Source organism: Tissierella sp., from assembly GCF_032104385.1.
Lineage (GTDB): Bacteria > Bacillota > Clostridia > Tissierellales > Tissierellaceae > Tissierella.
This window is the reverse complement of the sequence record NZ_DAMCHJ010000007.1, coordinates 22,468-47,091: the sequence shown is the minus strand read 5'-3', so window position 1 is coordinate 47,091 and position 24,624 is coordinate 22,468. Positions and strand designations below refer to the sequence as shown.

Below are 24,624 nucleotides of genomic sequence, written 5' to 3'. Positions count from 1 at the left end.
CTTAACTTCGCATTTTATTTCTAGTTTCTATTATTTCTTCAGGTGTTCTTGCCCTTTCAATGTGTTCAGGATACTTCTTTTCTGTAAATTTAACTGATAATTCTCTTTCAACATATTCATAATAAGGTAATACATTAATATCAGAAAAACCTAAATGATTATCATTAAAATTCTGTATGAAAAAAGCACCCTTAGATTTTCTACTTAAACTATCACAATGAACAACAACACCATTCATTCCACGAATTGCTATATTAAATATTAAAAATGGAATTGCTCTATCACTTAATTCTTCAACAGTATGAAAATAATCAGAAGGTAAATAATCAAACGAATTAGTTTTTAGTCTTTGATTATTCCAATGTTGAATCAGTATTGAACCTGTCCCACAACAAACCTCATAATAATCAAAACCATCATCTTCAATTAATTTACTCATTAATTTTCCTACACTTGCAGGTGTAAAGTCTTGTTTTAATTTCTTTCTATCTGCATGTTCTTCTTGAAAATATTCATTAAACCAATCATAGGCAACATCATAATCAAACTCATCTAAAAACTTTCTAAATAATTCTTCTCTTTTTTCCTTATCAAATAAAATTTTCATTAGCTTATTAGGAGCTTTATAAGAATCATCTATTTCAAGTAGACTGTTTATTTTTTCAACTGTATTCAATTTTTCACCTCATTAAAAATTTTTAAAATGCATTAAAAATAGCAACACGCAAAACACGCACGTTGCCATTATGTAATGACTTCTAGTGTCGGTACACTCTTCTTGATTAAGAGAGCCACCCAGAGAAATAAATGCAAATAAACTAAATATTATTGTTAGAAATATTTTCAATTCATCACCTCATTATTATCATTTATGATAAGATTAATTATAATATATATGGATAAAAAAAGAACCTATAAAATAGGTTCAGAAAGGATTCTTTCTATTTAACTACCAAATACTCTAATACTTCATCTATAACTTGGTTTAAATTAAAATCAATAAATTTGATTTCTCTTCCCATCTTGTTTTTTTCTGTACTAATTGTTATATGCCTTCCATTATTAATTATATTTGCACTTTCTTCCATACTGCTAGAATCTTTTTTGTATCTTACAAAATCTATCCTATTATCACTAACACTATATTCAATATCACGATCTGGTAAAAATATTCTATTATTACTATGTGTTATACTTTCGCTTAAATTGAATTCCTTACCAATAGCATTTAATTCTTCTACTATCTTAGAAATATTATCAACTATAGTCTTTTCCTCAAATTTACCAAATGTAACCCCCATTATATAATTTCTTTTCCAATCCATAACACCCTCCACCCCTTCATCTAATATTTTACTTCTATATATAACATTAGACAAAAGAGGACTAAAACCCTTTAATTATTTATCGCAAGTTTCGACAATATTAGGTTATAAAAAATTTTACAAAAAATATTTTATACTTAAAAAAGGGTTGAAAAATTGGTAAAAAATTTATAGAGGTTACTAACGGGGATATTGCCTAATCCTATTTAGAATACCCCCCCTACCCTGCTCACTCTCCCTAATTTCAATCAATCCGTTCTATTTAATACCTCGCACATTACACCTCGTTTTAGTAATAAAACTATAATTTTGTGACTAATGTACAATTCTGACAATTCTTTGTAGTAATTTCAATGCTTATAATAATCACGCAATATATTTACACACAATTCAACTGTAATTAGTTTACATAATATTGCATTATCAATTAGGACTTAATAATAACTTCATATAATATATCATTATGTGAAATTATATAATATTAAAATGATTATTCTATTATCTTATTTAGCTAATCTTATTACATTATCGTTGCCTTCATCTTCTAATGCATCTATATCTGCAAGTATATCCTCTTCTGATACGTTGGTATCAGTTCGATTATCTGCCATCTCCATCTTAGATGTTGGCTTTCCTAAGTTTCTATCTATTATATAACTTAATGCAATCTGCTTAGTACGCTTATCTGTTTTTGGATCAACGGCTAATTCCCAATATAAATCGATTGCCTTTAGTAGTTTACTGTTTAATTCTTTCTCTGCTCTGGTTTTAATGTCCTGTAGTCGCTTGTCCATTTCTGCCTTAAATTCATCATTATCCATCCAATTATATATAGTCGTTCTATGTACTCCAACCAACTCTGCAACCTGTGTAATTTGGTACTCTCCCGACACTATCAATTCGATTGCTTTCCTTTGTCTTTCATCAATCATTGCTTTCACCTACCTTATTTTATTACTCTACATTATACAAAATGTGTATCAAATTAGCTACATTTTATCCAACAAAAAAGAGCCATTATCGGCTCAATTAAGGTTTATATTTTATGTTATCTGGAACAAAATCTAAAAGTATTGTTATTATCATATTAAATTGCCACGGGGTAATGTTTTCCCCTTTATTATCAAGTAATTGATTTTTTAACATTTCTAATGTTTCTTCCCACATACCATACCTTCCCTCAGTAATTGCCTTTTCCAATAAATAATCAATAGTATCTAATACTTGAAAATATTCATTATCTTTACAGGTAATGAAATAATCTTTTTGCTTATAGTTTACCATCTCTCATTCCCCCTTTACCAAATCATACCATACCTTCGATAAAAGGGGAATATCTCTAAATATTAATTATAAACCCCATCTTCTTTTTAATTCTTGTATATCTGCCTTAACATTTCCTTCATACCCATCTAGAGGCAACAACCTTTTTATATTTAGCAAAGTTAGAACTAAAGTATCAACATATACTGCTTTTGCATCGTTTGTATTATCTAAATTCTCAAATATGTATATCAATCTATCAACCAATTGTAAAGAATTATTTATTTCCATTTGATTATTTTCCATCATCAACTATTCCCCCTATTATATATCTTTATATTCTGGTTCTCTATCTTCCATTACACTCAAAGCCAATTCCAACCCATTATACAAACCTAACATATAATCGCCTTTGTCAATTGTACATATTGAACCTTGAATCTTTTTTAAATTACTTAAATCATCTAATTTCTTATGTATAGTGCTATCATTTATTTTAGTCACATAATTACTTAAATCAACTGACTTAACATTAACAACAGGTCTTGCATTAGCCTTATTTACTACATCTTCCCAATTAACTTCTCTTACTGCTCTCATCAACTCTTTATTATTAATAATATTATTCATGAACCTATACCTCCAATATATATTTACTCCCATCCTACCTTCTTAACTTTAGTCATTTTCCTTCCCTCTTTCGATACTATTACTCTATATTTTTCATCAGTATCTACAGTAAACATATATAGAGTAATAGTCCAATCTTTAATAATATAAGAATATATGAATTTCAATATAATAAATAATATAGTAGCAACACCTAAAACAGATATAATATTATATAATTTCAACAAATCAATCCCTCCAATATTATGTTTTAAATTTCCACATTACTATTTTTAAATTCTTCATATTCATTTTTTCTCAACTTTAAGTTTGTACCTTTATATTCCCGACCTAATGCATAATATCTTATATAATATAAATCATCTTCTACAAATTCATAGACTATCATTACTTTTCACCTGCATTAATTAAAGATTTTAACAATTCTTTTACATCTGCAACATCTTCATCTAATTTCATTAATCTTAAATTTACATCTGCAATATTTCTGCTATTATCTTTAACAGTAGCTTTAATCTCTTCTAACTTTACAGATATAAATACATTTAATTTATCTTTCATAAACTCCAGCCCCTTTTTTTTATAATAATTTCTCTAACAAATCAATTAACTTGTCCAAATTTTTATTAGTTTTATCTATCTTATCTTCTAGGCGATGTAGCTGCTTTTTATTATTCTCATCAATATTTTCTATTACAACTTCAAACACATCTCTCAAACCCTCAAATAATTCTTCATTACTCAATATCATCAACTCCTAATCAAATGGTATTTCTAATGTTTCACTAACCTTTTCTCTCTGTATATGCATCCTGACAATTTCCTGTACATTTTTCAATTGTGATACAAATTCCTTTAATTCATTATTTTGTCTATACTCTTTAATTGCATTATTTAATTCATCAGTATTCACATAAAATAGTGCTACCTTGTTATTATCCAATTTAGCCGTTTTAATCATCTCAAAACCTTGGCTAAGCAACCACGCATTTAAATATAAACTTGTAACAAAGTATAATTCTGCCTTTTCTCTCTTTTCTTCCATGCTTCAGCCCCCTAGTCTATATTTTTCAATATATTAAATAACATTTCTTCATATAAATCTTCTGTAATATCATATTTGACCTGAAGATAGTCTAACTCTTCCGCTAACTTCCTTTGTCTTTGATTGGTTTTAAATAATCTTTCTCTTTCATCTTCAAAATCGGACTCTATTAATCTCTTACAGATTTCTTCATCGACATCTGCATATATAACCTCTGCACTTGTTTCCATGATTTCATCATCTAATTCACATAGTAAATCATCTAAATAATAAAACCTTTCTTTTATGTCATAGTCACAAATATCAAGTGCTTCCTCAAATGTTTTTATCATTATAAATTCCCCCTCATTAATTTTTCAAATTGTTCTTGAAAACTATCTTCTTTAAATCTTGTCAAGTCTGGCTCTGTTTCATTTAAAGCTATATCAGATATATCCAAACTCGCCCACGCTTTTACGGCAGGATATTTCTCACACATAAATCTATCCATCTGTTGCTTTATTTCTTTCATTATCGTTATTGTCATGACTTTATCTAAATAAGACATATCTTCATAGTTTCCGCCAGTTCTTGAAACAATGTCATTCATAATATCTTGATACACTTGCATATTATCTTGTTGTGCCACCTTTTACACCTCTCTTTTCAATTGTTTTAGTCTATTTTCTAGTTCTTCTATCTCTTGTAATCGTTTTAATTCATCTGTATCTACTTCTTTATACTTTAATAAATTCAAAATAATATTAATCTTATCTTCGATATATTGATTTTGCTTTTCAATTCTCTTATTTGTATTGCTTATAAGCCGATAATTTCTCTGTATTTCTTCTATAATTTTATCTGTATCAATGGTTGCCGTTTTAACATAATCTTTTAAATCAATCTTAACTACTCTTTCCTCTACTTTCTTTTCTAATTTCTCTAAACTCATATTACTTAACCCCCTAAATTTAATTTTCTTTTTAACTATTGACCTCACAAATAAAAAGGACTACATTAAGTAATCCCTTAAACTCATGAGGAAAGGACAGATAGTTATGCAACTGTAAAAGTCACACAATATCTATGCAACATCTTATTATTTCTCCGAGAAGTTGCGGGGCAGGAATTTCACCTGATGCGGATACCCAGTGTCATTTGTTTTGGAGGAAGGCAGATTCGAACTGCACCCTGGGTCTACCAATGATAGCTAAAACCTTGATATTGTAAAACTTAGCATCAAAGACGTTTTATATAAAGCCACTTCTGGCGATATATCCGAAGGTGAGAAGGGGTCGGCTAAACCCCAACTCTGTGACTTAATTCTTGCAGAAAAGTCAATTAATAGGTATAGAAATTTCTTTCTACTCCTATCATTTAAGCCCCCAATCGGGGGCGTCTATATCTTTTCTTAACTCTAACAATTAACAAATATTAACTTCTATTAATCAACTTCTACACTATATACATACCAATCTTTGCTAGTTACTGCAAAGCTCCAACAACTCTGTTTATCAATCGGTTTATAAGTGTTATTGCCATTACTAGCCGTTCTAATTATAAGCCCATAAAATCCTTCTAACACTGACAACTCCACATCTATGTCTAATACTTTACATATCAATTCTAAATCTACATCTTGAACTGTTGTAATACCTTCATCTCCAACAGTTACCTTACTAGCCATGCTCCATTCTAATTGAAATCTTCTAAATTCATCCAATGAATATTGACTTTGACATTCCCAAATATCGTTATACTCTAATACATTACAAAGATATTTCTTTTGAATATCATAATCTTGATAATTTCTATTAGCAAAATAACCTAAAAATGAACTATCTGGCAACAAGGATAAAACTCTAGCTTCATCAGATGTAAATTTATGATTTAGTAACGATGCAACTAATAAAATAGTAGACAGATTATACTTTTTGTGATAATCAAATCTACTATTAGACATATTCACACCATCAATAATATTAAGATTTATATCGCTACTATTAATATTTTCAGTTTTTACTTGCGTTAAATGATTGCTTATACACTTGAATCTAGATTTAGGTACTGACCAATCTACACCAATAACATTATCATCATGGATAGATATGTCCTCATCTAGTGATAATTTCTTATATATTCCCTCACGGAAATCCACGTAAAATCCAATTTCCCAATTAGGTCTATATTTTAATATTAGCAATGCAGATAATAACGAATCTAAATCATCCGTTATTGCTAAATAATATTTCTTATCACTGTCCCAAAACCAACCATTTTCTTTTCTAATTCTTTCTAAATAATCTTTTCTCATAACTTATGATGTCTACTACTAATACTCTAATTCCCTTTATGTATAAAATATTTTACTACTCTTGCACTCTCTCTATCTATCGCAAGTAAATCTATATATTATTTTTGATTGCCCCCTACAAATTGAAAAGTTTTGCAAGGGATTATTCTGTATTCAACTTCAATATCTTTTCACCTTCCTTATTTATTATTTTTTACATATAAAAAGGACTAAGAGTTAATTTCCTAGTCCTAATTTGTTTAATATATTTATTTAACTGTTGATATGTCTACCGACGGTCTCTCCCGAGGGGCATTGTCCTTGCTACGCAAGTCCAATGAAATTTATTTATATTTATTTTTAAAACTTTTACATATACAATATATAATATATAGTAATGATGGGGGGGTATTCTCTAATAGATACTATTTAGGAAACCCCACCCCATGACATAAATTAAACTGAATATATACCCTTTTTAATTCTTTTAGAGTCCATGAATTGCACTAAGCTCTTACTATCTTTCTTTGCATTTTTAAATTGTTCATCTGATATATTATTTACTTTTAATAAATCTCTTGTTCTAATCTCTCCATAGCCTCTATTTTCACTAAACCATCTGACAATTTTCTGTGCTATACTTTCAGTTTCATTTTCCCTGCTTAATATGTTATATTCTAATATTTGTTCTGGTAATCCCACAAATGCCTTTTCACCTAATCTCTCTTCAAGAAGTTCATTTAATTTTTCATATGTAGTAGCATTATATATTAAATCAATAAATATAGTATCAGTGTTAGAGTAATCTCTTAATTTCACCCTAAATATATTCTGTTCAGTATCAACTAATATTTTAGAATACATAATCTCATTCATTTTATCGTTAACAAAGTTACCACCTTCTAATTCTAATAAATCATTAAACTCCTCTTCTGATTTGTTAGGATTTTTCTTTATGTAGTCTAAAACTTCTGGATGCAACGATAAAAATATTTGTAAGTATACTATATCACTGAACCTATTTAATCCAACTTGTACATAATTTGTAAGTTTTGAATAATCATTTAAACCCTTCATTCCTCCAGGATAATTTTTAAATTTAAATCTATTAAAATCATTTTTAATATTATTCATATAGCTTACAATTAATGTATTTTCACTATAATTTTCAAGAAGATAATTGTTCAACATATTTACAAATGCTTTCTTCTTCATATTTCCCCTACTTGTTCCTATGTCAAAATTTCTTAATTTAATATTATGTTTTTTTGTATTTACTACTTTAATTATATCTATGTAATCCCTTTTATATTCAACATCTATATCTGCCGTTGCATCAAATATCCAAAATTTAGCCCTATCCTTGCTTAGATAAAACTCATCTTTATTATCCTTAATTGTAAAGAAAAACCTTCTACTATCTGAAGCCATTTTACCCTTTTTATTTACAAATATAGCACCATTTTTTAATATATCTTGTAGTATTTTAATCCTATCTTTATTTTCTATTGTCAAGTATTCATCAGTTAGTTTTAAAAATCTTTCGTTATCAGTGCTAATATTTAATCTACTGCCTTTCCAATAACAATAAATATCTTTTTCTGATAAGCTAGATAATCTATTTCTCTCATTATCAAGGTAATCTCTTAGATATTTTACTTCATTTGTAAGAAAATCCTTATCTTCAGTTTCAAGCATCCTGTCAATGTTTTCATCTATATCATTGATAAATTCTTTATCTATATCGGTTATTGAATAAAACAAAGGCTGCTCATCAAATATAATTGTTTTTCTTTCTCCATGTTTCCATTTGAATATAAATCCTCTTTCATTTTCTTTTAGTTTGAAATATTTTTGAGTTGTCATAAGTAATATTGGATAGTTATCTTGTTTCACTATTTGAGTTGGAAAATCATCGGGGTTATTCTTATGATCCATCTGATAATAATATCCCTCTAGTTCTTTTTCTTCCTCAAATTCATTAAACCTTTCCAATAAATCTGTAATTACAACAAATCCACTTCCTTCATATGTAGTTAGAGATGCGCCAAATCCTCCTACTGTTCTTGATATTATATTTGCTTTTAAATAACATCTTATTATTACGCTTTTACCAAAACCGCAGGGTGCAGGAACTGCATTTACTTTACTTGTATCTTTATCTAATATTAATCTTTCAGTTATATCTTTGGCAAACTCTAATTGCTCATCTGTATAATTTGGTATAACTTCCTTGAAATAATCTAGTGTAAGATTATAAACTTTTTCTTGCGTTTGATTCATATAATAAAACCCCTTTCGATTATTGTTTTCGCTTATCTACTTTTATATCCTCCCATCGCTTCCCTTAACTCTGGTGTATTATTAAATAGAAATACTTTGAATTCTGGCTTGTCCTTGTCATCTTCGACCTTGATTAAGTCAAAACCTTGTCTTACTAAATAATTAACCATCCCTATACCCCTGATTACATAGAAACTTTTACCTTTACTTTTTCCCCAATACATACGATTACCCCCTTCGATGATTTTTGATAATGCTACTATCGTTCTGCCCATTTGGACAAAACGAGATTTTCAAATCACTCCCCAATTTTGGGGACACTAACTCTCTAAGTCGGTACAAAATTGTTCCGTCTAGGTTTATAACAAGGGTGGGGCTTAAAACCCCAGACCCTTTAATTCTTTTCAACATATATTTCATACTCAACATCTGCTATTAAATTCATTCTATTTTTAATGTATTTGTTAATAGCTTCTTCTAATGTTTCAAACCACGCTAATCGTGTTGGCTCACTGTCAAATTCATGTAATATTACATCATACATTAGCAACCGACCTCACTTTCATTGGAGAAATCCATATCTTCCAACAACTCTACCCTAGTTTCTATTGTTTTATGTTCAAAATCTATAGTATAAAAATATTCATCTCCGCCCTGATCTTCTTGTAGTTTTAGTACATCACTAAATGGACTATAATTAAAATCTACTATATCATCTATTTGTATATAGCCATTTTCAACATCACAATGCAAACTATCACTATGTACAAATATAAAATCTTCACAATTATAATGCTTAATTAAATCTATTAAAAATCTCTTTGTTGGAGACGCTTTGTATTCTCTTACATACTTCTCCTTGTTTTCTTCATCTCTAATTATAGATAATACAGTGTTTACATATTCTTCTGCCGTTGCACCTTCAACAACTTTTAAGGATACCTCTGAATAATCGTAATCATCTTGATAAATAGATATAAACATATTGTCCGTTGAATAAGCTATCTCTACTTTATAACCTCTTGCTTCTAATACCTCTCTGATTTCATTTGACATTTTTTCAGTTTTCATTAACAATTCCTCCTAAAATTTTAATTTATATTTTATTAATGCTATCTACCCTTCATCTAAGGGGTCGCTAGACCCCTATCCTTCCTTATCCAACCATTTTTAATTTAATTGTCATAGACCTATTAGTTTTATCAAGTATCTTAACCTTAACCTTACTACCTTTGTAATTCGTCAAATCAATATAACCATCCTTGTAATGCTTTTTATCATTTTTTCTAACACTTGCTAAATATCCATCCTGATTTTCTATAGTTGCATAATTTTCGCATTTAAATTCTTTTGTACCTAATTTTAATTTTTTCTTTAATATTCCATGCTCTACTTCCTCAACCGACTTTTCATTAAATCCTACTAAAACCAATTCAAGTTCAAAATCCTCAACTTGCTTCTTCAATTCTCTTTCAACGATTCTTTCATATTCTTCCTCTATGAATTTATTTGCATTAACTTGGGTCGATACGCCCTGCATACGATAATACTTTCCTAGAAATTCAAATGTATCTAATATTTCTTTAGGGAATAACGAATCAAAATTAACCAGTGTCGGTAATTGTTTCACATCTTCTTGTTTCTTTGCTAACGTAATTATCAGTCCTTCCCATGTTGCCACCCATGGGAACTGATAGGATTTTGTTTGCTTGTCCCTCTTGTATTCGATATAAGCTAAATATACCGCCATGCTTGATAATAAAACTTGATCATCAGTAATTTGATTAGTGAGATAATAATACTTATCATAAAATTGACCATAAGCATTTTTAATATCATCATCACTTGCAAAGCTTGTCATCTTTAACTCTGCGAAATCAGTTCTATAATCTGCATATACCTTTTCCAGTTCAGCTTTAACTCTCTTTGTTTCTTCTTTATCTGCATTTAATACATCTGCATCCATTAAGAAATCTGAAGTATCAATGGTTCTTTTAGTCCAATCTTCCCATTTAAAGGTTTTGTTTTCCCAACTTTCTATATGCTTACACAACATATTCATAGGTGCAGTATTAACATTATTTTGAAAGAAGTCATTTCTGCCATACTTATATTTCTGTAAAAAATAAGGCTTGTATTGTTTCATATAATCATACTTTGAAGGTATTTCTAAAGTTCTTACACCATGTTTGCTATAATCTATCTCTTGCCCTTGAAGTAATCTTAGATATACCAATTCATAATCTAATTTAGCCAATTTATTATGTGTCATTGCATTTGTAGTTAAATATGTAGATATATTAGTTATTCTTCCTATTAGATTATCTAAACTTCTCAAGTCAAATTGTATTAAACTTTCAATATTTCTCTTTTCTTTCTTTACTAAATCTCTGTTTCTTTGTTCATCAATATCAATTACTGGAAGATTTTCTTTATAAGTGACATTTAAGTCCTCGTCTACAATTTTTAAATGAGTTATAACTCTATCAATTATTAATGGATTCTTGGTAATAAAATATTTATCACCATCAAAATCAGATCCCGATATTTTTTGTGCAGTAATATCCTTACCATTCATTACAATTATGTTTTTATATCTACTTAGCCATTTATTAGTTAAATCATTTTCTATTAAATTGGCTTTATGTACTTCGCTTGAATGAGTAAGTGGGCTTCTAAAAAAGGCTCTTAGTCCAATTTCTCCAGTTGAATGAAATTCTCCTTTATCTAAACAACCTTTAGGCTCTAATCCTGCTATCATTTCCAACATCATTATTGGGTCTTGTGCTATATAACTATATCTACCATCAACCCAAATACGCCCTAATTTTGCGTCGTCAATTGATTTTTTCAATTGTCTCTCTAAGAATTGAGTAACATAGGGGTCATTTATCATATCAGGATTGCATGATATTGCAGTTGAAACCTTAGTAGCCATCATATTTTTTTCTAATATTTCATCTTCCATCTCCTCAAATTCGTCGTCTATGTAATCTTGTTTAGCTATTAGATTAAGATATACCATTGTAACCTTTGTATCGCCCTTATACACTCTTTCGATGGTTTCCTTAGTGTAATTACTTAACTCAATAATTTCATCCCTTGAAAGGCTTAATACTTGCAAATACTGATATGTCATTTTAGTTTTTTCATTAGGATTGACTTCCAAATCTGAATAGCTGCTAATACCAATTACATTTTGACCTAATGGGGTATAATATTTATCTCTTAAATCAATGTACTCTTTCCAGTTCTTAAAATAATTATGTAGTTTAAACATTGAAGTTGACCAAATGCAATCTAATTTTTCAATGTCCCAATCTTTATTCCATTTATCTTTTATATGTGTAATTCCTTTTTCCTTATAAAATTGTTTAAAATCTATCTCATAAGACATTCCTTTGAATCCCGGCAGTAATCTTACTTGGTATGCAGGTGGGATATCTTTTAACCCTAATGCTTCTGCAACTTGTTTCCCGTATTCAAGGCTATGTAAACCCATTCCATCAAATAGATTAACCGCAACATCATAATTACCTTCTATTAACTCACCATCTCTAATTCCTTTTACTTTATCGTTAATAATTACATTAAACATACTATCATCCACTATACAAATATTCTTAGGTACCGCATCTACAAACAATGTAGTTGAAAATGACAGTCCCATATACCCCTCAAATTTACTAACTATAACATCTTCAAACTTATTAAATTGACCTAAGCTAATTAATAATTCTAGTTGTTCAATTACTTCTTCATCTATAAATGCAATCTTACCTGTTCTTGCCATAGATGTAGACCTTACAAATCTTTGATACTTTCTACCATTTATCTGTAGACCACTTGATATTAAGCTCGATAACTTTACCTTCTGCTCATCCGTTTTTACCTTCTTTACATTTAAAAATATTAATTCTGGTATGTAGTTGAAGTCATTTTTTATATATTTTCTTCTCTTTATTGCTTGAATCAACTCTGTTACTTGATTTTCTGCTAATCCAGTTTGTGTTCCTTCTTTGAATAATTTAAGTGATCCATACTTATCAAAATCACCTAATTTATAAGTGTTAATCTGATACTGTTTTCTTTTTCTCGCCATAAACAATTCCTCCTTGATATTTTTTATTTATATTTACAAAACCATATAGGTTCTATATTTAATTCAAAAATACTGCATATAATATTTTTGCCAATTTTTGAAACGGCTTAAAATAGCCATTTGTTTTTGGAATACTTCACATAATACTACTTGACATATACCTATTATTTGATATAATACTCATAGATAGAAATGTAGAAATATGCATAAATGCAAAAAAACAATAATTAAATAAACCAGAACTTAAAAAGTTATGGAAATATAAGATGGTTTTAAAAATGGGCATAAAAATCCCGCTATTACCCCTACTCTTATAGAATATCACACTTCACAAAGCTTGTCAAGTGTTTTTGTTGTATCTATATATTTATCTCTATATTAATATTATTGGCACTAATTGAATGAAACTTTAGTGTTTTTTATCTATCCCCTATTAATAGAGTATCATATATTTTAGCTGCTTTCAATATATGTACTGTGGATAACTTTCAAATAATACAATACTCTATATTTTTTAGGGGTAAATCTATATTGCTTGAATATTAACATCTTTTATCTCTTCTGTTTTCCTTCATTTTTCTTTAATTTTTAAATACCATAGCCCAATAAAACTAGCCTTTTATTTACTTTTTATATTGTTAAAGCAATTGATAAAAATCTTGTTCTAGTATCTTTTCTATGTCTCAAATATAATTCTTCTAAAGCATCTATTATATTATCATATTTCTTAGATGCAGTTTTATAAAAATATTCTATATGTGAAAGTGAAATTGGTTCTAAGAATAATTCTTGTAATACTTCTTGTAAATACTCTACTTCTCTTATATTACCATCTAGCAGTTCTGTTACAGTAATATCTTGTCCCCTTCCTTCTTGCATCTGTAACCTTCTCATTTTCATAATTGCTAATGTTTCACATTTACTGTTTGCCAATATTTCCTCAAATTCCCTTTGCTTGTCCACTCTACCATCAGTTAATAAATTAATCCATTTTTCATTAAAGTTTTTCATCAATACTTCCCCCTTAATTTTTTTATTTTTTTAATTCCCCAGACTGGGGAACGTTCTGTTAAAATTTATCCCTCTATTTCATCATATCTAATTTCTATTCTCTCTTTTGCAAGTGTATATCCTACATAAAGTATTCTATCTTGGTTGTAGCTTCTACAATATCCATTCATATATAAACTGTTATAGAGTTCATATATTCCACTTGCATTTTCATAATGTTCCCTTTGTATTCTTTCAATCTGCTTCTTATCATATTCACCTTTTATTTTTATACTGTATAACATATCTACACCACCTTTTTTAGAAAGTTTGTATTGATACGATCTGTCAAATCTTGAATGTAAACTTTTAAAATAACTTCAACTTGTTGTCCGCTGATGCCTTCTTCACTAAGCCTTTCTTGAAACCTTTTAACTTTTTTCATGATGTGTAAAAATTCATCTATAAACATTTTTATTGCCTCCCTTTTCTCACCTTCTGCATATAGAATATCACACATATTTTAAACCGTCAAGTATATTTATTAATTTTATTAAATAATTTTACACCATGAGGTTTTATATTTTACTTATTGAATATTTATAACTATATAGTATAATATAAGTAGTGGAGGTGTACAAATGGATATTAAAAATGAAATTAAATCTTACATTGTAAAAAGTGGATATACTATGACAGAAATAATTGAGATGGTGAACAAGAAATATAATAAAACTGATACAGTTCAGAATCTATCTAATAAATTAACTAGAGGAACGATAAGATATAATGAAGTTTTAGAAATAGCCGATATTTGTGGTTATAATATCGAATGGATTGAAAAAAATAAAGAATAATAATAAAAATAAATGACAAGCAACTTATCCTTGTCATTTTTAATTTTAATGTATATAATAGTAATACAAACACTAATAGCCATCTAACTACTAATTTTAAAAAATTAATAATCACATGGCTAAAACTGTTTATTAAGTTGATACAAATTATTTAGAAACGATGTAATTATTTCGTTTTCTAAGCATTATTTCTTCTAATTCTTCATTTGAGTAATTAGAGGAGCGACCATCAAAAGTTATATTGGAAGATTTCCAACCATTCGCAACGGATCGTACCCCGTTGTTTTTGGTTTTTTGGGGCTTATTGTCTATTACTTGACTTATTCCATTAATCATATCTATTTGTGCCTTTAAACGAGTGCATATGGCTTCCAAATAGTTTTTTAAGTTATTTACTACTGTTCCTTTATTCATAACTACATTTAATTGTTGCAATGCTTTATATACAATAGCTTGTCCAAACTTTTCTTCTAATTCTACTTTAATTATTTGAGGCTCTTGTGAGTCATTCATACCAATATAGTTCTTTAATTCTTGTTCGTCTTCAACCTGTGAACTATCCTTTTTTTATCTTGAAGTACCCCCTTATTCTTAAAAACCTTTTCTAAAATAAAAGTATATAAATTTGTATTATTCCATGTTTTTTCTTTTCCTTTTTTATCTTGCTTTTTTAATATTCTATATTCAATGCTAATAACCCCTCTTTTTTCCAACTGTCTTAAATATTTTCTAACTGTATTTTGACTACAATTCAAATCTTCTGCAAGTGTTGAGATGGATGGATAACAAGTATATTTATTCCAGTCCATATATTTTTTTAATGCAACATACACACCTATTTCTTTTATATCTAATTTTTCTAATATTTCATATGGAACTTTAACCTCGTACATTATCCCCTCACTCCTCTCAGATTCATCAACGGACTTGATGATATAGCAATATCTAATATTTCATCATCTTTAATTGATTGCAAATACCTCTTAGTAATTGTAATATCTTCATGCCCAAGTAATCGGGATAATGAATAAACATCTAAACCATTTTTTAATTGACTTTGTGCATAGTAATGTCTACAAGTATGAGGCGATACCCTTAACCCTTCTCTATCAACCCCTGATTCTTTGCCTATCTTTTTCATTATGTTTAGTGTTGCTTCTACTGTTAATTGTCTACCTGTCCTACTCAAAAAATAGTAATCTTCAACATTAAATTTATATTTAAAATAACCCTCTTTCATCCTTTCATATTTAATCATGTATTTTTTCAAGAAAGGTGTAACAGGAACTTGCCTTTCTTTATTTCCTTTGCCCCTTATTAATATATATCTTCCTTTAATATCATAGTCACTAATGGAACACAATTCTAAGTTTCTGATACCTGTGTCTAAAAACATTGCTAATATACATTTATCTCTAGCCGTTAGATAAGTGGTAGTTGGTCGTATATTTAACATTTTAACAACTTCATCATCAGTAAAAGCATTAATCAGAACCTTTGGCTCTTTAACCCAAGAAACTTTTTTAGCAGGATTATCTGTAATATATTCTTCATCTACACAATAATTAAAGAAGCTTCTAACATTCTTCAATATACTATTCGCATATGTTTCAGTTAATTTTTGCTCCCTTAATAAAGATAAATACATTTTAATTTGCTTAGAATTAACTTTTTCTAATTCAGTAATATCTAATTCATCTTTAAGAAACTTAAAAAATCTTAGATTATTGTTTCTATAACCTTTGATGGTTCTAGGAGATAAACTCCTAGTTTCACAATCATAAATAAATTCTTTTAATACATCTTCTAATAACATAAAAAACACTCCTATTCTATATGTTTATTTTTCATATAGAATAGGAGTGTTTGTGATTATCACTATTACAGGATTATTAATGTCGGATGTATATCATCGTTCAAGCCATTTTTCCGACTTTTCCAACCCACAAGTGTTGATATTAATCCATTTCATCCATCTCCCAGTTATGGTATACTTCTTGAACATCGTCATTATCTTCAAGCATATCTATTAGTTTCTCCATATTTTTAATATCATCTGGATTAGTTAATTCTACTGTATTTTGTGGAATATAAGTAAGTTCTGCCATGGCAAATTCATAACTCGCTGCAGCTAGACCATCCTTAACTGAGTTGAAATCTTCTACAGAGGTGATTATTTCAAAACCTTCATCCTCTGCTACAAAATCTTCAGCACCTAAGTCAATTGCTAGCATAGTTAATTCATCTTCATCTATGGAATCAGTTCTTTCTATTGCCAACATACCCTTTTTATCAAACATAAAAGTAACACAGCCTGATTGCCCCATATTGCCTCCACATTTATCAAAAGCGTGTCTAACATCTGGAGCCGTTCTATTTCTATTATCTGTTAAACATTGTACAAACACAGCTATTCCTGCTGGTCCATAACCTTCATAGATAATTTCTTCGAAATTATCCGCACCTAATTCTCCTGACCCTTTTTTGATTGCTCTGTCTATATTATCATTTGGCATATTTTCTGCCTTTGCTTTATCTATAGCTGCCTTTAGTGCTGGGTTATAATCTGGATCCGCTCCGCCTTCCTTTGCTGCCACCATAATATATCTACCTAGTTTTGTAAAGACCTTAGCTTTCTTGGCATCTTCTTTACCTTTTTTATTCTTAATGTTATTCCATTTGGAATGTCCTGCCATAAAATTTCACTCCCTTTATAATATTGCCTTTTCTATTCTAGCATAATATTATGCTTATTGCATTAGATTTATTAAATTTTTATTCTTCAAAAATTGGAGGATAAACTCTCTTATGTTGGCTAACTAAGTTCATCCTCTTTATTTTATTTACTAATTCTTCTGATCCATCCCCAGTTTTAATGTAATTATCTAATACATCATATGAAAAGCCCATTTCCTTTTCATCTGTTTGATTAGCCCATAGCCCTGCTGTAGGTGGCTTCTCTATTATAATATTAGGTATATTTAAATATCTTGCTAATTCCCTAATTTCAGATTTTACAAAGGAAGCCAAAGGTAATAAGTCAACTCCACTATCACCATGTTTAGTAAAATATCCTACAGTAAATTCAGATTTATTACTTGAGCCTGCTACTAGATAGTTGTTATTCTGAGCAAAATAATATAAAGTAGTCATTCTAAGCCTTGGTTTTAAATTAGATATAGCCATCTTATTCTTATTCTCTACTTTCATAGATTCAAGTAATACATCAAAAGAATTAGATAAGTTTACTTTTGCAACCTCTAAATTTAACTTTTCAGCTACTAAGATTCCATGTTCTTCATCTATTGGGTCACTATGACAAGGCATTATAATACCTAAAGAATTATTTGGAAATGCCTTTTTGGCAAGTCCAGCTACAACAGCAGAATCTATACCTCCACTTAATCCAAATACTAATCCCTTTGCTCCAGCTTCTTCTACCTTTTCTTGCAACCATTTTACTAAATTATCAATAGTTAAATCTATATTCTCCATATCCATCCTCCAAATAATCAGTAAATTTTTATCCTATGTATATCTTCTCTAGAATTGGTAAAGTTAATCATAATGATTATAACATAAAGGAGAAATTTATGGACAAAAAAAAGATGAAATTACTATCTATAGGTTTAGTAACTGGTCTAATTAATGGCTTATTTGGCTCTGGAGGCGGAACTATTGTAGTGCCTGCATTAGTTTTTTTACTCAACGTTAATGACTATAAAGCTCACGCTACTGCTATATCTATTATTCTGCCGCTATCCATTATTTCTACTATAATATATTTTGCTAATAATTCCATACCTTTTAAAGTAGTCCTCCCAGTAACAATAGGAGGTATGGTAGGCTCCTATATTGGTGCAAAAACTTTAAATAAAATTCCCATTACTATATTGAGGAAAATATTTGGTGGTGTAATTATTTATACTGCTATAAGGATGATATGGAAATGATTTTAATTTTAATTGGATTTTTATCAGGGATAATTAGTGGAATGGGTATAGGTGGGGGAACAATTTTAATACCATCCTTAGTTATATTCAACAACATAAAACAACAACATGCTCAAGGGGTGAATCTAATAGTATTTATCCCTGTAGCAACCATAGCTTTAATCACCCATTATAAAAAAGGTAATATTGACTTTTCCTTCGCTAAATTAATTATACTGGGAGGCATTGGCGGTGCTATTATCGGCTCTATTTTAGCTCTTAAAATTGATCCTTTAAAACTAAAAAAATACTTTGGATTTTTTTTGCTGATAGTAGGAGGTATTGAGCTATTTAAAAAGAAAGAATAGGGCTTTTAAGGCCTATTCTTTCTTTCCTAGTGGCTCTTTCTTAAAGTAGCATAGACACAGTCATCATATAGTATCTTAAAATCTAGATCTTTTGCCTTTGCTAAAACTTCATCATTATATGTGCCTGGTTGAAACCATATATATTCTATTCCTGCTTCCTTGGCTTCATCTAAAGTATTAATTGCAATTCTTGGTGGTACAACCATATCAAGAACATCAACTTTCATTGGTAGTTCTTTAACCGAATGATAAATTTTATCTCCTTCAATATCATCATAGTTTGGATTTACACCATAGGCTTCATAATTATATTCCTTTAATGTTTTCCATATTTTATAACCAAATTTATCTTTATTTGCTGTTACACCTGCCACTACCCATATCTTTTTATTAAGCATTTCTTCCTTTATCTTTACCATATCTTCCATCTCATCACCTCGTATAAAATTATACCCTGTTTATCTTTTGTTAACCTAACTAAGTTAATCTTTTACCATCTTTTATAGGAATATATTCTTCATCTAAATGCTCAATTATAGCACTCCCATTAGTTAAATCTGTTATTATATTATGAAAATCATCTATCTTTTCATTTTCCACATAAACAAATATATTGACAGCATCATCAAATATAGACTCAATTACTATATATTCTTCATTCATAAGATAATTTTCTATTTTCCCATATAAAGTATAATCAATTCTAATTTTTATTTTAATATGCAGAACCATATCCACAATTATACCTGCATCCAATCCAATCTTTGCACCTTTTGTATATGCTCTAATAAGTCCGCCTGCCCCTAGCTTAATGCCACCAAAATATCTAGTTACAACAACTACTGCATTTCTCAGATTTTCTTTTTTAATAACTTCCAACATTGGAATACCAGCAGTACCTGAAGGCTCCCCATCATCGCTAAATCTTTGAATATTACTATCTTTACCAAGGACATAGGCATGAACATTATGTGTAGCATCTCTATGTTTAGTCTTTATCTTATCTATAAACTCTAAGGCATCTTTCTCTGTTTCTATAGGCATAGCATAGCCGATAAATCGAGATTTATTTATAATGATTTCTGCTTCACCATAAGAATATATAGTTCTATAGCTCTTATCCATAAAATCTTCCTCTCACCAAAAAAATAAGGAGATATAATCTCCTACTTTTTAAGCATAGTTTAACTTTTCTTGATAATCTTTAAACTCTAGATATCTTTTATAAGCTAAACTTACAAGTGATTTATCTTGACTGTAGGTAATCATGTCAACAGCTTCCTCTACTGGATAAAATCCTCCCTCTTTAAAACCTTCTTCAAGATTAACTTTATACTCTTCATCTTGTGATTCCATTATATACCATATGATTTTATTGCAAACTGCCTGATTTCTTGAAAACGAATAAAATTCATATGCAGTTTCTCCAGCAGATGATACAATTTTAGGAGCATTAACCCCTGTTTCATATTCTACTCTATTAATAGCTATTTCTGGTGGTAATTGTTCTCCTCTTATCTTTCCCTTTGGTAATACCCATTCATTTTTATCATTTTTTAAAATAAAAACCTTATTATCTCTAAATACAACTCCACCAGCACAATTTCTTATTATCATTGGCTCCAACTCCTTTTTTATTTATATGATATTAATTTCTTAATGATTTTTCAATATATTTCTTTAATCTTAAATTATATATTCTTTATATCTCTCTAAATCCACTTTATTAATAGTTAGTTTTAGCATCGTACCATCTTCTAGATATTCCAAATTATTAACTTGATAGTTATCACAAAAATAATTTACTATATTCTGCTTTTGATAAGGTATTTTTATAGTAACCATTCTATATTGCTGAGGTAATAAATCTTCAATACTTTCCAATAATCTTTCTATATTTTCCCCATTTTTAGCCGATATAAACAGTTTATTATCTACATATCTATTGTCATAAAACAAATTATGAATATCTACTTTATCCATCTTATTAAAAACTGTAAGTATGGGCTTGTCTAAGACATCTAAATCTTTTAATATATTATAGGTAGTTTGAATTTGTATATCTAAATCTTTATTAGAGGCATCTACAATATGAAGTAACAAATCTGCATATTTCACTTCTTCTAAAGTTCCTTTAAATGCTTCTATTAACTTTGTAGGAAGTTTAGATACAAATCCTACTGTATCAGTTAATAAAAATGCTTGACCATTATGAAGTTTAGCCCGCCTTAATGATGTATCTAATGTTGCAAATAACATATCCTTTACAAAAACTTGTTTTGACTCTTCATATTCATCATTTAATTCAATTATTTTATTTAATAATGTTGATTTACCAGCATTAGTATAACCTACTAATGCTACAATAGGTAAATTTGAATCCTCTCTTTTCTTTCTTTTCACATCTCTATTTTGTTCTACTTCTTTTAATTGTTTTTCTATATTATCTACTTCTCTCAATATATGTCTTCTGTCAGTTTCTAACTTTTGCTCTCCTGGTCCCCTTGTTCCTATACCACCACCCGTTCTAGACAAATAATCTCTAAATCCAATTAACCTTGGAAGTCGATATTTAAGCTGAGCCAACTTTACTTGTAATTTTCCTTCTTTTGAATTTGCCCTATTAGCAAAAATATCTAAAATTAGATTCGTTCTATCAACTATTTTTTTATCAATAATCTTTTCTAAATTTCTCAATTGTGCTCCAGACAATTCGTCATTAAATACTACAGTTGTAATATCTAGCTCCTCACAATAATTTTTTATCTCCTCTGCTTTTCCCTTGCCTATAAAGTATGCTGGGTTTATACTTTCTTTTTTTTGTATTACCCTAGAAATTACCATGCCACCTGCTGCTTTTACCAATTCTTCCAATTCATCTAAGGAATTTTCAATATCTATTGTATCTGTATCAAGTTCTACACCAATTATAAGAACCCTTTCCATACCTTTCATTTCTTGGTTCAATTTATCAACTCCCAAAGAATCATTAAATTTATATCCTTCTTTTATTATATCACCATTTAAATAATTTATCTAACAATATACACAAAACACCATTGATTAAACTGTAATTATATTTATTTTTTCGTAACTATATTGTAATAATCATTTAATCTTCTAATATTAACATTATAATATTTCTATGGTATAATTAACTAATTAAGCCTTTTCTCAATTAAGGAGGTAGTTTTATGGATAATAGCAATGATAATAATAAGAAAAAGAAAAAAAAGAAAGGTTCCACTGGAAATATCGTATTTAAATCTGTAAAGATATTTTTAGTTATATTTTTAATGTTATCTGTTGTAGCAGGAGGCATATTAATTGGTGCAGTTCTATCTATTTTAAAGGATGTTCCTAATATAGATCCTTCAAAAGTCAATTCTTCTCTAGATTTAACGTCAACTATATACGATGCTGACGGAGAGCTTATTGAAAAAATTCAGGCACCAGAGTTTAGGACTATGGTAAAATTAAATCAAATGCCAAAGCATCTTAGAGATGCATATATTGCCATAGAAGATGAAAGATTTGAAAAACATATTGGAGTAGACCCTAAGGGTATAGTTTCTGCTGCAATAGACAATATAAAGGCTGGCTCTGCTGTCAGAGGTGCCAGTACAATAACCCAGCAATTAGCAAGAAATGTCTATTTAAACAGAGAAAAGAGTTGGGATAGAAAGATTAAAGAGGCTTATTTGGCCATCCAAATAGAAAAAACCCTTACAAAGGATCAAGTACTAGAGGCTTATTTAAATAGGGTTAATCTAGGTCAAGGTGCATATGGTGTACAAGAAGCAGCACAAACTTATTTTTCAAAAAATGTAGAAGACCTTACTCTTGCAGAATCTGCATTGTTTGCAGGTATAGTCAAATCACCTACTAAATACGCACCTTATCATACTGTAAGCCCTGAGAATTTCAATGCTGAAAAACATTATGAGGTTGGACGTTTAGAAATTTTAGGTGAAAAATATATAGCAGTATATAATGAAGAGGCTGTAAAAAGACAAAAGATCATATTAAAAAAGATGTTAGAATTAGGCAAAATAACAAAGTCGCAATATCAAGAAGCAATTAATGAAGATATTAAAGAAAATCTAAAACCTGGACAAAAGAAACTAGAAGGTATCTCCTCTTATTTCACAGACTATGTTAAAACCCAATCAGTTAAGGCATTGATGGAAAGACTTGGTTATACAAAGGAGCAAGCACAAGACGAGTTATTCACAGGCGGGTTGAAAATCTACTCTACTATGGATGTAAAACTTCAAAGAGAATTGGAAAATGTATATAGTAATTTTACTGAAATACTAGTGGGTAATTCGTCAAAGATAAAAGGACCTATATTAGTAGACTGGAGATTAAATAAATCCAAAGATGTTATTGACGAAAAAGGAAATATTATTTATTATAATCAAAATAATTTATTTAATGATAATTTTGAGTTAATATTGGAAAAAGGAACTTATGAATTTAAAGATAGTAATTTATTTATTAAAAACAAAAAACTCATACCATATAAAAAGCATATAGATGTGGGAGACTATTATACAATAGATGATAGAAAAAATTTAGTAGGTCATAGTGTTGGTTCAATAGTAATACCAGAAGAAAATTATAATGTCTCTGATAATAAAGAAATTAAAATAGATAGTGGTTATCTAAATAATAATAAAGATTTTTATAGAGTTGACGAAAAGGGAAATCTATTAGTCAACGAAAAATATTTCTTTAGATCTAAGGACGGTGTTGTACAACCTCAATCGGCTACAGTCATACTAGATTATAGAACAGGTCAGATTAAAGCTTTAGTCGGAGGTAGAGATATTGAAGGTGCTAGGATATTAAATAGAGCAACTGCATCTCGAAGGCAACCTGGTTCCGCTATGAAACCTATAGCTGCTTATTTACCAGCATTGGATAATGGATATACAGCTGCCACGCCAATAGACGATATTCCATTTTATGTAAATGGACAACTATGGCCAAAAAACTGGTATAGAGACAGATATAGAGGGATTCATACTCTAAGACGCTCAGTGGAACAATCTGTCAACGTAAATGCTGTTAAAGTTGTAGAATCCATTGGAATTCAAACATCTATGTCATACTTAGAAAAGTTAGGAATTATCAGCAAAACTGACCCTGAAAACGATAGCTTTGTTACAGCTAAAGAAAATAAGACTAGCAATGATGAAAACTTATCAGCACTTGGACTAGGTGGTATGACAAAAGGTATAACACCTCTAGAATTAACTGCTGCATATGGTGCTATAGCAAATAGTGGTATATATATAGAGCCTAGAGCTTTCACTAAAATAGAAGATAAGAATGGTAATATATTAATTGATAATACTCCAAAAGAAACCATAGTAGTATCTCCTCAAGTAGCATATATAATGTCAGATATCTTGAGAACTACTGTATCAAATGGTATTGCTGGAAGAGCCAAGCTGTCCAATATGGCAGTGGGCGGTAAAACAGGTACAACAACAGATCAGGCGGATATTTGGTTTGTTGGATTTAGTCCATATTATGCTGCGGCTTCATG

36 protein-coding genes are annotated in these 24,624 nt (G+C 29.2%); 4 read left to right on the top strand and 32 right to left on the bottom strand.

All coding sequences use genetic code 11. The features are described from left to right. Position 1: 1 nt before the first annotated feature. From RT714_RS08670 to RT714_RS08560, 23 genes are all read right to left on the bottom strand, one after another. Positions 2 to 676: an N-6 DNA methylase gene (locus RT714_RS08670; RefSeq protein ID WP_313757179.1), complete on the bottom strand. Its 675-nt coding sequence runs from the start codon at positions 674 to 676 to the stop codon at positions 2 to 4. Between the two features lie 265 nt (positions 677 to 941). Continuing rightward, the gene (locus RT714_RS08665; protein WP_313757178.1) at positions 942 to 1,325 is read right to left on the bottom strand and encodes a hypothetical protein; all 384 of its coding nucleotides are present in this window, start codon (positions 1,323 to 1,325) and stop codon (positions 942 to 944) included. A gap of 503 nt (positions 1,326 to 1,828) precedes the next feature. Next, positions 1,829 to 2,257: a phBC6A51 family helix-turn-helix protein gene (locus RT714_RS08660; protein ID WP_313757177.1), complete on the bottom strand. Its 429-nt coding sequence runs from the start codon at positions 2,255 to 2,257 to the stop codon at positions 1,829 to 1,831. Between the two features lie 97 nt (positions 2,258 to 2,354). Next, positions 2,355 to 2,609 carry a hypothetical protein gene (locus RT714_RS08655; protein WP_313757176.1) on the bottom strand — a complete coding sequence of 85 codons (255 nt, stop codon included), beginning with the start codon at positions 2,607 to 2,609 and terminating at the stop codon, positions 2,355 to 2,357. Between the two features lie 66 nt (positions 2,610 to 2,675). Further along, positions 2,676 to 2,897 (bottom strand): hypothetical protein, encoded by a 222-nt coding sequence (locus tag RT714_RS08650; protein WP_313757175.1) that lies wholly within the window; start codon positions 2,895 to 2,897, stop codon positions 2,676 to 2,678. A 15-nt stretch (positions 2,898 to 2,912) separates the two neighbouring features. Further along, positions 2,913 to 3,218 carry a hypothetical protein gene (locus tag RT714_RS08645; protein WP_313757174.1) on the bottom strand — a complete coding sequence of 102 codons (306 nt, stop codon included), beginning with the start codon at positions 3,216 to 3,218 and terminating at the stop codon, positions 2,913 to 2,915. A gap of 23 nt (positions 3,219 to 3,241) precedes the next feature. Next, a complete protein-coding gene (locus tag RT714_RS08640; RefSeq protein ID WP_313757173.1) occupies positions 3,242 to 3,445 on the bottom strand; it encodes a hypothetical protein in 204 nt (67 codons plus the stop codon). 23 nt (positions 3,446 to 3,468) lie between these two features. After that, on the bottom strand, positions 3,469 to 3,606 hold the full coding sequence (locus RT714_RS08635; protein ID WP_313757172.1) for a hypothetical protein: 138 nt from the start codon (positions 3,604 to 3,606) through the stop codon (positions 3,469 to 3,471). After that, positions 3,606 to 3,779, bottom strand: a complete 174-nt coding sequence (locus RT714_RS08630; protein ID WP_313757171.1) for a hypothetical protein — start codon at positions 3,777 to 3,779, stop codon at positions 3,606 to 3,608. Before RT714_RS08630 ends, RT714_RS08635 begins: the two co-directional genes overlap by 1 nt. Positions 3,780 to 3,798: 19 nt before the next feature. Next, complete coding sequence (locus RT714_RS08625) at positions 3,799 to 3,963, bottom strand: hypothetical protein (protein WP_313757170.1); 165 nt, start codon at positions 3,961 to 3,963, stop codon at positions 3,799 to 3,801. A gap of 12 nt (positions 3,964 to 3,975) precedes the next feature. Further along, positions 3,976 to 4,263: a DUF5659 domain-containing protein gene (locus RT714_RS08620; RefSeq protein ID WP_313757169.1), complete on the bottom strand. Its 288-nt coding sequence runs from the start codon at positions 4,261 to 4,263 to the stop codon at positions 3,976 to 3,978. Between the two features lie 11 nt (positions 4,264 to 4,274). Then, on the bottom strand, positions 4,275 to 4,595 hold the full coding sequence (locus tag RT714_RS08615; protein WP_313757168.1) for a hypothetical protein: 321 nt from the start codon (positions 4,593 to 4,595) through the stop codon (positions 4,275 to 4,277). Continuing rightward, a complete protein-coding gene (locus RT714_RS08610) occupies positions 4,595 to 4,891 on the bottom strand; it encodes a hypothetical protein (protein ID WP_313757167.1) in 297 nt (98 codons plus the stop codon). The genes RT714_RS08615 and RT714_RS08610 overlap by 1 nt, the downstream gene beginning before the upstream one ends. A gap of 3 nt (positions 4,892 to 4,894) precedes the next feature. Continuing rightward, entirely contained in the window at positions 4,895 to 5,194 is a 300-nt protein-coding gene (locus RT714_RS08605) for a hypothetical protein (RefSeq protein WP_313757166.1), read from the bottom strand. Between the two features lie 492 nt (positions 5,195 to 5,686). Then, on the bottom strand, positions 5,687 to 6,556 hold the full coding sequence (locus RT714_RS08600; protein WP_313757165.1) for a hypothetical protein: 870 nt from the start codon (positions 6,554 to 6,556) through the stop codon (positions 5,687 to 5,689). 435 nt (positions 6,557 to 6,991) lie between these two features. After that, a complete protein-coding gene (locus tag RT714_RS08595; RefSeq protein ID WP_313757164.1) occupies positions 6,992 to 8,818 on the bottom strand; it encodes a hypothetical protein in 1,827 nt (608 codons plus the stop codon). Positions 8,819 to 8,850: 32 nt separating this feature from the next. Next, the gene (locus RT714_RS08590; protein WP_313757163.1) at positions 8,851 to 9,042 is read right to left on the bottom strand and encodes a DUF5659 domain-containing protein; all 192 of its coding nucleotides are present in this window, start codon (positions 9,040 to 9,042) and stop codon (positions 8,851 to 8,853) included. A 170-nt stretch (positions 9,043 to 9,212) separates the two neighbouring features. Then, complete coding sequence (locus RT714_RS08585) at positions 9,213 to 9,362, bottom strand: hypothetical protein (protein WP_313757162.1); 150 nt, start codon at positions 9,360 to 9,362, stop codon at positions 9,213 to 9,215. Next, the gene (locus RT714_RS08580; RefSeq protein ID WP_313757161.1) at positions 9,362 to 9,889 is read right to left on the bottom strand and encodes a hypothetical protein; all 528 of its coding nucleotides are present in this window, start codon (positions 9,887 to 9,889) and stop codon (positions 9,362 to 9,364) included. Before RT714_RS08580 ends, RT714_RS08585 begins: the two co-directional genes overlap by 1 nt. A gap of 85 nt (positions 9,890 to 9,974) precedes the next feature. Then, positions 9,975 to 12,920 carry an RNA dependent RNA polymerase gene (locus RT714_RS08575; protein ID WP_313757160.1) on the bottom strand — a complete coding sequence of 982 codons (2,946 nt, stop codon included), beginning with the start codon at positions 12,918 to 12,920 and terminating at the stop codon, positions 9,975 to 9,977. Positions 12,921 to 13,550: 630 nt separating this feature from the next. Then, positions 13,551 to 13,931 (bottom strand): hypothetical protein, encoded by a 381-nt coding sequence (locus RT714_RS08570; RefSeq protein WP_313757159.1) that lies wholly within the window; start codon positions 13,929 to 13,931, stop codon positions 13,551 to 13,553. Positions 13,932 to 13,996: 65 nt separating this feature from the next. Continuing rightward, complete coding sequence (locus tag RT714_RS08565; RefSeq protein WP_313757158.1) at positions 13,997 to 14,215, bottom strand: hypothetical protein; 219 nt, start codon at positions 14,213 to 14,215, stop codon at positions 13,997 to 13,999. A gap of 2 nt (positions 14,216 to 14,217) precedes the next feature. Next, a complete protein-coding gene (locus RT714_RS08560; RefSeq protein WP_313757157.1) occupies positions 14,218 to 14,382 on the bottom strand; it encodes a hypothetical protein in 165 nt (54 codons plus the stop codon). A gap of 169 nt (positions 14,383 to 14,551) precedes the next feature. On the opposite strand from RT714_RS08560, the gene RT714_RS08555 reads away from it, so the two are divergent. Further along, complete coding sequence (locus RT714_RS08555; protein WP_313757156.1) at positions 14,552 to 14,767, top strand: LLM class flavin-dependent oxidoreductase; 216 nt, start codon at positions 14,552 to 14,554, stop codon at positions 14,765 to 14,767. A gap of 147 nt (positions 14,768 to 14,914) precedes the next feature. Here the strand turns inward: RT714_RS08555 and RT714_RS08550 are convergent, their stop codons facing one another. The 5 genes from RT714_RS08550 to nadE form a co-directional block, all read right to left on the bottom strand. Next, positions 14,915 to 15,280 (bottom strand): hypothetical protein, encoded by a 366-nt coding sequence (locus RT714_RS08550; protein ID WP_313757155.1) that lies wholly within the window; start codon positions 15,278 to 15,280, stop codon positions 14,915 to 14,917. 14 nt (positions 15,281 to 15,294) lie between these two features. Further along, positions 15,295 to 15,660, bottom strand: coding sequence for a helix-turn-helix domain-containing protein (locus RT714_RS08545; RefSeq protein WP_313757154.1), 366 nt, complete (start codon positions 15,658 to 15,660; stop codon positions 15,295 to 15,297). After that, a complete protein-coding gene (locus RT714_RS08540) occupies positions 15,660 to 16,583 on the bottom strand; it encodes a tyrosine-type recombinase/integrase (protein ID WP_313757153.1) in 924 nt (307 codons plus the stop codon). The genes RT714_RS08545 and RT714_RS08540 overlap by 1 nt, the downstream gene beginning before the upstream one ends. A 142-nt stretch (positions 16,584 to 16,725) precedes the next feature. Further along, entirely contained in the window at positions 16,726 to 17,463 is a 738-nt protein-coding gene (locus RT714_RS08535) for a YebC/PmpR family DNA-binding transcriptional regulator (protein ID WP_313757152.1), read from the bottom strand. A 79-nt stretch (positions 17,464 to 17,542) separates the two neighbouring features. After that, a complete protein-coding gene (gene nadE, locus RT714_RS08530; protein WP_313757151.1) occupies positions 17,543 to 18,262 on the bottom strand; it encodes an NAD(+) synthase in 720 nt (239 codons plus the stop codon). Positions 18,263 to 18,360: 98 nt separating this feature from the next. Between nadE and RT714_RS08525 the strand changes: the two genes are divergently transcribed. Together RT714_RS08525 and RT714_RS08520 are read left to right on the top strand one after the other, a co-directional pair. Continuing rightward, positions 18,361 to 18,720: a sulfite exporter TauE/SafE family protein gene (locus RT714_RS08525; RefSeq protein WP_313757150.1), complete on the top strand. Its 360-nt coding sequence runs from the start codon at positions 18,361 to 18,363 to the stop codon at positions 18,718 to 18,720. Then, on the top strand, positions 18,711 to 19,067 hold the full coding sequence (locus tag RT714_RS08520) for a TSUP family transporter (protein ID WP_313757149.1): 357 nt from the start codon (positions 18,711 to 18,713) through the stop codon (positions 19,065 to 19,067). Before RT714_RS08525 ends, RT714_RS08520 begins: the two co-directional genes overlap by 10 nt. Positions 19,068 to 19,093: 26 nt before the next feature. Here the strand turns inward: RT714_RS08520 and RT714_RS08515 are convergent, their stop codons facing one another. From RT714_RS08515 to hflX, 4 genes are all read right to left on the bottom strand, one after another. After that, positions 19,094 to 19,495 carry a CoA-binding protein gene (locus RT714_RS08515; protein ID WP_313757148.1) on the bottom strand — a complete coding sequence of 134 codons (402 nt, stop codon included), beginning with the start codon at positions 19,493 to 19,495 and terminating at the stop codon, positions 19,094 to 19,096. A gap of 49 nt (positions 19,496 to 19,544) precedes the next feature. After that, positions 19,545 to 20,192 carry a YigZ family protein gene (locus tag RT714_RS08510; protein ID WP_313757147.1) on the bottom strand — a complete coding sequence of 216 codons (648 nt, stop codon included), beginning with the start codon at positions 20,190 to 20,192 and terminating at the stop codon, positions 19,545 to 19,547. A gap of 48 nt (positions 20,193 to 20,240) precedes the next feature. Further along, positions 20,241 to 20,684 (bottom strand): NUDIX hydrolase, encoded by a 444-nt coding sequence (locus tag RT714_RS08505; RefSeq protein WP_313757146.1) that lies wholly within the window; start codon positions 20,682 to 20,684, stop codon positions 20,241 to 20,243. 69 nt (positions 20,685 to 20,753) lie between these two features. Continuing rightward, positions 20,754 to 22,022: a GTPase HflX gene (gene hflX, locus RT714_RS08500; protein ID WP_399326480.1), complete on the bottom strand. Its 1,269-nt coding sequence runs from the start codon at positions 22,020 to 22,022 to the stop codon at positions 20,754 to 20,756. A gap of 239 nt (positions 22,023 to 22,261) precedes the next feature. Between hflX and RT714_RS08495 the strand changes: the two genes are divergently transcribed. Continuing rightward, the coding region (locus RT714_RS08495; protein ID WP_313757144.1) for a transglycosylase domain-containing protein at positions 22,262 to 24,624 on the top strand (2,363 nt) is incomplete at its 3' end.

Coding starts and splice junctions, on each gene's coding strand:
- RT714_RS08665 (WP_313757178.1), bottom strand. CDS start 1,325: ATGGATTGGAAAAGAAATTATATAATGGGGGTTACATTTGGTAAATTT.
- RT714_RS08660 (WP_313757177.1), bottom strand. CDS start 2,257: ATGATTGATGAAAGACAAAGGAAAGCAATCGAATTGATAGTGTCGGGA.
- RT714_RS08655 (WP_313757176.1), bottom strand. CDS start 2,609: ATGGTAAACTATAAGCAAAAAGATTATTTCATTACCTGTAAAGATAAT.
- RT714_RS08650 (WP_313757175.1), bottom strand. CDS start 2,897: ATGATGGAAAATAATCAAATGGAAATAAATAATTCTTTACAATTGGTT.
- RT714_RS08645 (WP_313757174.1), bottom strand. CDS start 3,218: ATGAATAATATTATTAATAATAAAGAGTTGATGAGAGCAGTAAGAGAA.
- RT714_RS08635 (WP_313757172.1), bottom strand. CDS start 3,606: ATGATAGTCTATGAATTTGTAGAAGATGATTTATATTATATAAGATAT.
- RT714_RS08630 (WP_313757171.1), bottom strand. CDS start 3,779: ATGAAAGATAAATTAAATGTATTTATATCTGTAAAGTTAGAAGAGATT.
- RT714_RS08620 (WP_313757169.1), bottom strand. CDS start 4,263: ATGGAAGAAAAGAGAGAAAAGGCAGAATTATACTTTGTTACAAGTTTA.
- RT714_RS08615 (WP_313757168.1), bottom strand. CDS start 4,595: ATGATAAAAACATTTGAGGAAGCACTTGATATTTGTGACTATGACATA.
- RT714_RS08605 (WP_313757166.1), bottom strand. CDS start 5,194: ATGAGTTTAGAGAAATTAGAAAAGAAAGTAGAGGAAAGAGTAGTTAAG.
- RT714_RS08600 (WP_313757165.1), bottom strand. CDS start 6,556: ATGAGAAAAGATTATTTAGAAAGAATTAGAAAAGAAAATGGTTGGTTT.
- RT714_RS08595 (WP_313757164.1), bottom strand. CDS start 8,818: ATGAATCAAACGCAAGAAAAAGTTTATAATCTTACACTAGATTATTTC.
- RT714_RS08590 (WP_313757163.1), bottom strand. CDS start 9,042: ATGTATTGGGGAAAAAGTAAAGGTAAAAGTTTCTATGTAATCAGGGGT.
- RT714_RS08585 (WP_313757162.1), bottom strand. CDS start 9,362: ATGTATGATGTAATATTACATGAATTTGACAGTGAGCCAACACGATTA.
- RT714_RS08580 (WP_313757161.1), bottom strand. CDS start 9,889: ATGAAAACTGAAAAAATGTCAAATGAAATCAGAGAGGTATTAGAAGCA.
- RT714_RS08575 (WP_313757160.1), bottom strand. CDS start 12,920: ATGGCGAGAAAAAGAAAACAGTATCAGATTAACACTTATAAATTAGGT.
- RT714_RS08570 (WP_313757159.1), bottom strand. CDS start 13,931: ATGAAAAACTTTAATGAAAAATGGATTAATTTATTAACTGATGGTAGA.
- RT714_RS08565 (WP_313757158.1), bottom strand. CDS start 14,215: ATGTTATACAGTATAAAAATAAAAGGTGAATATGATAAGAAGCAGATT.
- RT714_RS08560 (WP_313757157.1), bottom strand. CDS start 14,382: ATGTTTATAGATGAATTTTTACACATCATGAAAAAAGTTAAAAGGTTT.
- RT714_RS08555 (WP_313757156.1), top strand. CDS start 14,552: ATGGATATTAAAAATGAAATTAAATCTTACATTGTAAAAAGTGGATAT.
- RT714_RS08550 (WP_313757155.1), bottom strand. CDS start 15,280: ATGAATGACTCACAAGAGCCTCAAATAATTAAAGTAGAATTAGAAGAA.
- RT714_RS08545 (WP_313757154.1), bottom strand. CDS start 15,660: ATGTACGAGGTTAAAGTTCCATATGAAATATTAGAAAAATTAGATATA.
- RT714_RS08540 (WP_313757153.1), bottom strand. CDS start 16,583: ATGTTATTAGAAGATGTATTAAAAGAATTTATTTATGATTGTGAAACT.
- RT714_RS08535 (WP_313757152.1), bottom strand. CDS start 17,463: ATGGCAGGACATTCCAAATGGAATAACATTAAGAATAAAAAAGGTAAA.
- nadE (WP_313757151.1), bottom strand. CDS start 18,262: ATGGAGAATATAGATTTAACTATTGATAATTTAGTAAAATGGTTGCAA.
- RT714_RS08525 (WP_313757150.1), top strand. CDS start 18,361: ATGGACAAAAAAAAGATGAAATTACTATCTATAGGTTTAGTAACTGGT.
- RT714_RS08520 (WP_313757149.1), top strand. CDS start 18,711: ATGGAAATGATTTTAATTTTAATTGGATTTTTATCAGGGATAATTAGT.
- RT714_RS08515 (WP_313757148.1), bottom strand. CDS start 19,495: ATGGAAGATATGGTAAAGATAAAGGAAGAAATGCTTAATAAAAAGATA.
- RT714_RS08510 (WP_313757147.1), bottom strand. CDS start 20,192: ATGGATAAGAGCTATAGAACTATATATTCTTATGGTGAAGCAGAAATC.
- RT714_RS08505 (WP_313757146.1), bottom strand. CDS start 20,684: ATGATAATAAGAAATTGTGCTGGTGGAGTTGTATTTAGAGATAATAAG.
- hflX (WP_399326480.1), bottom strand. CDS start 22,022: ATGAAAGGTATGGAAAGGGTTCTTATAATTGGTGTAGAACTTGATACA.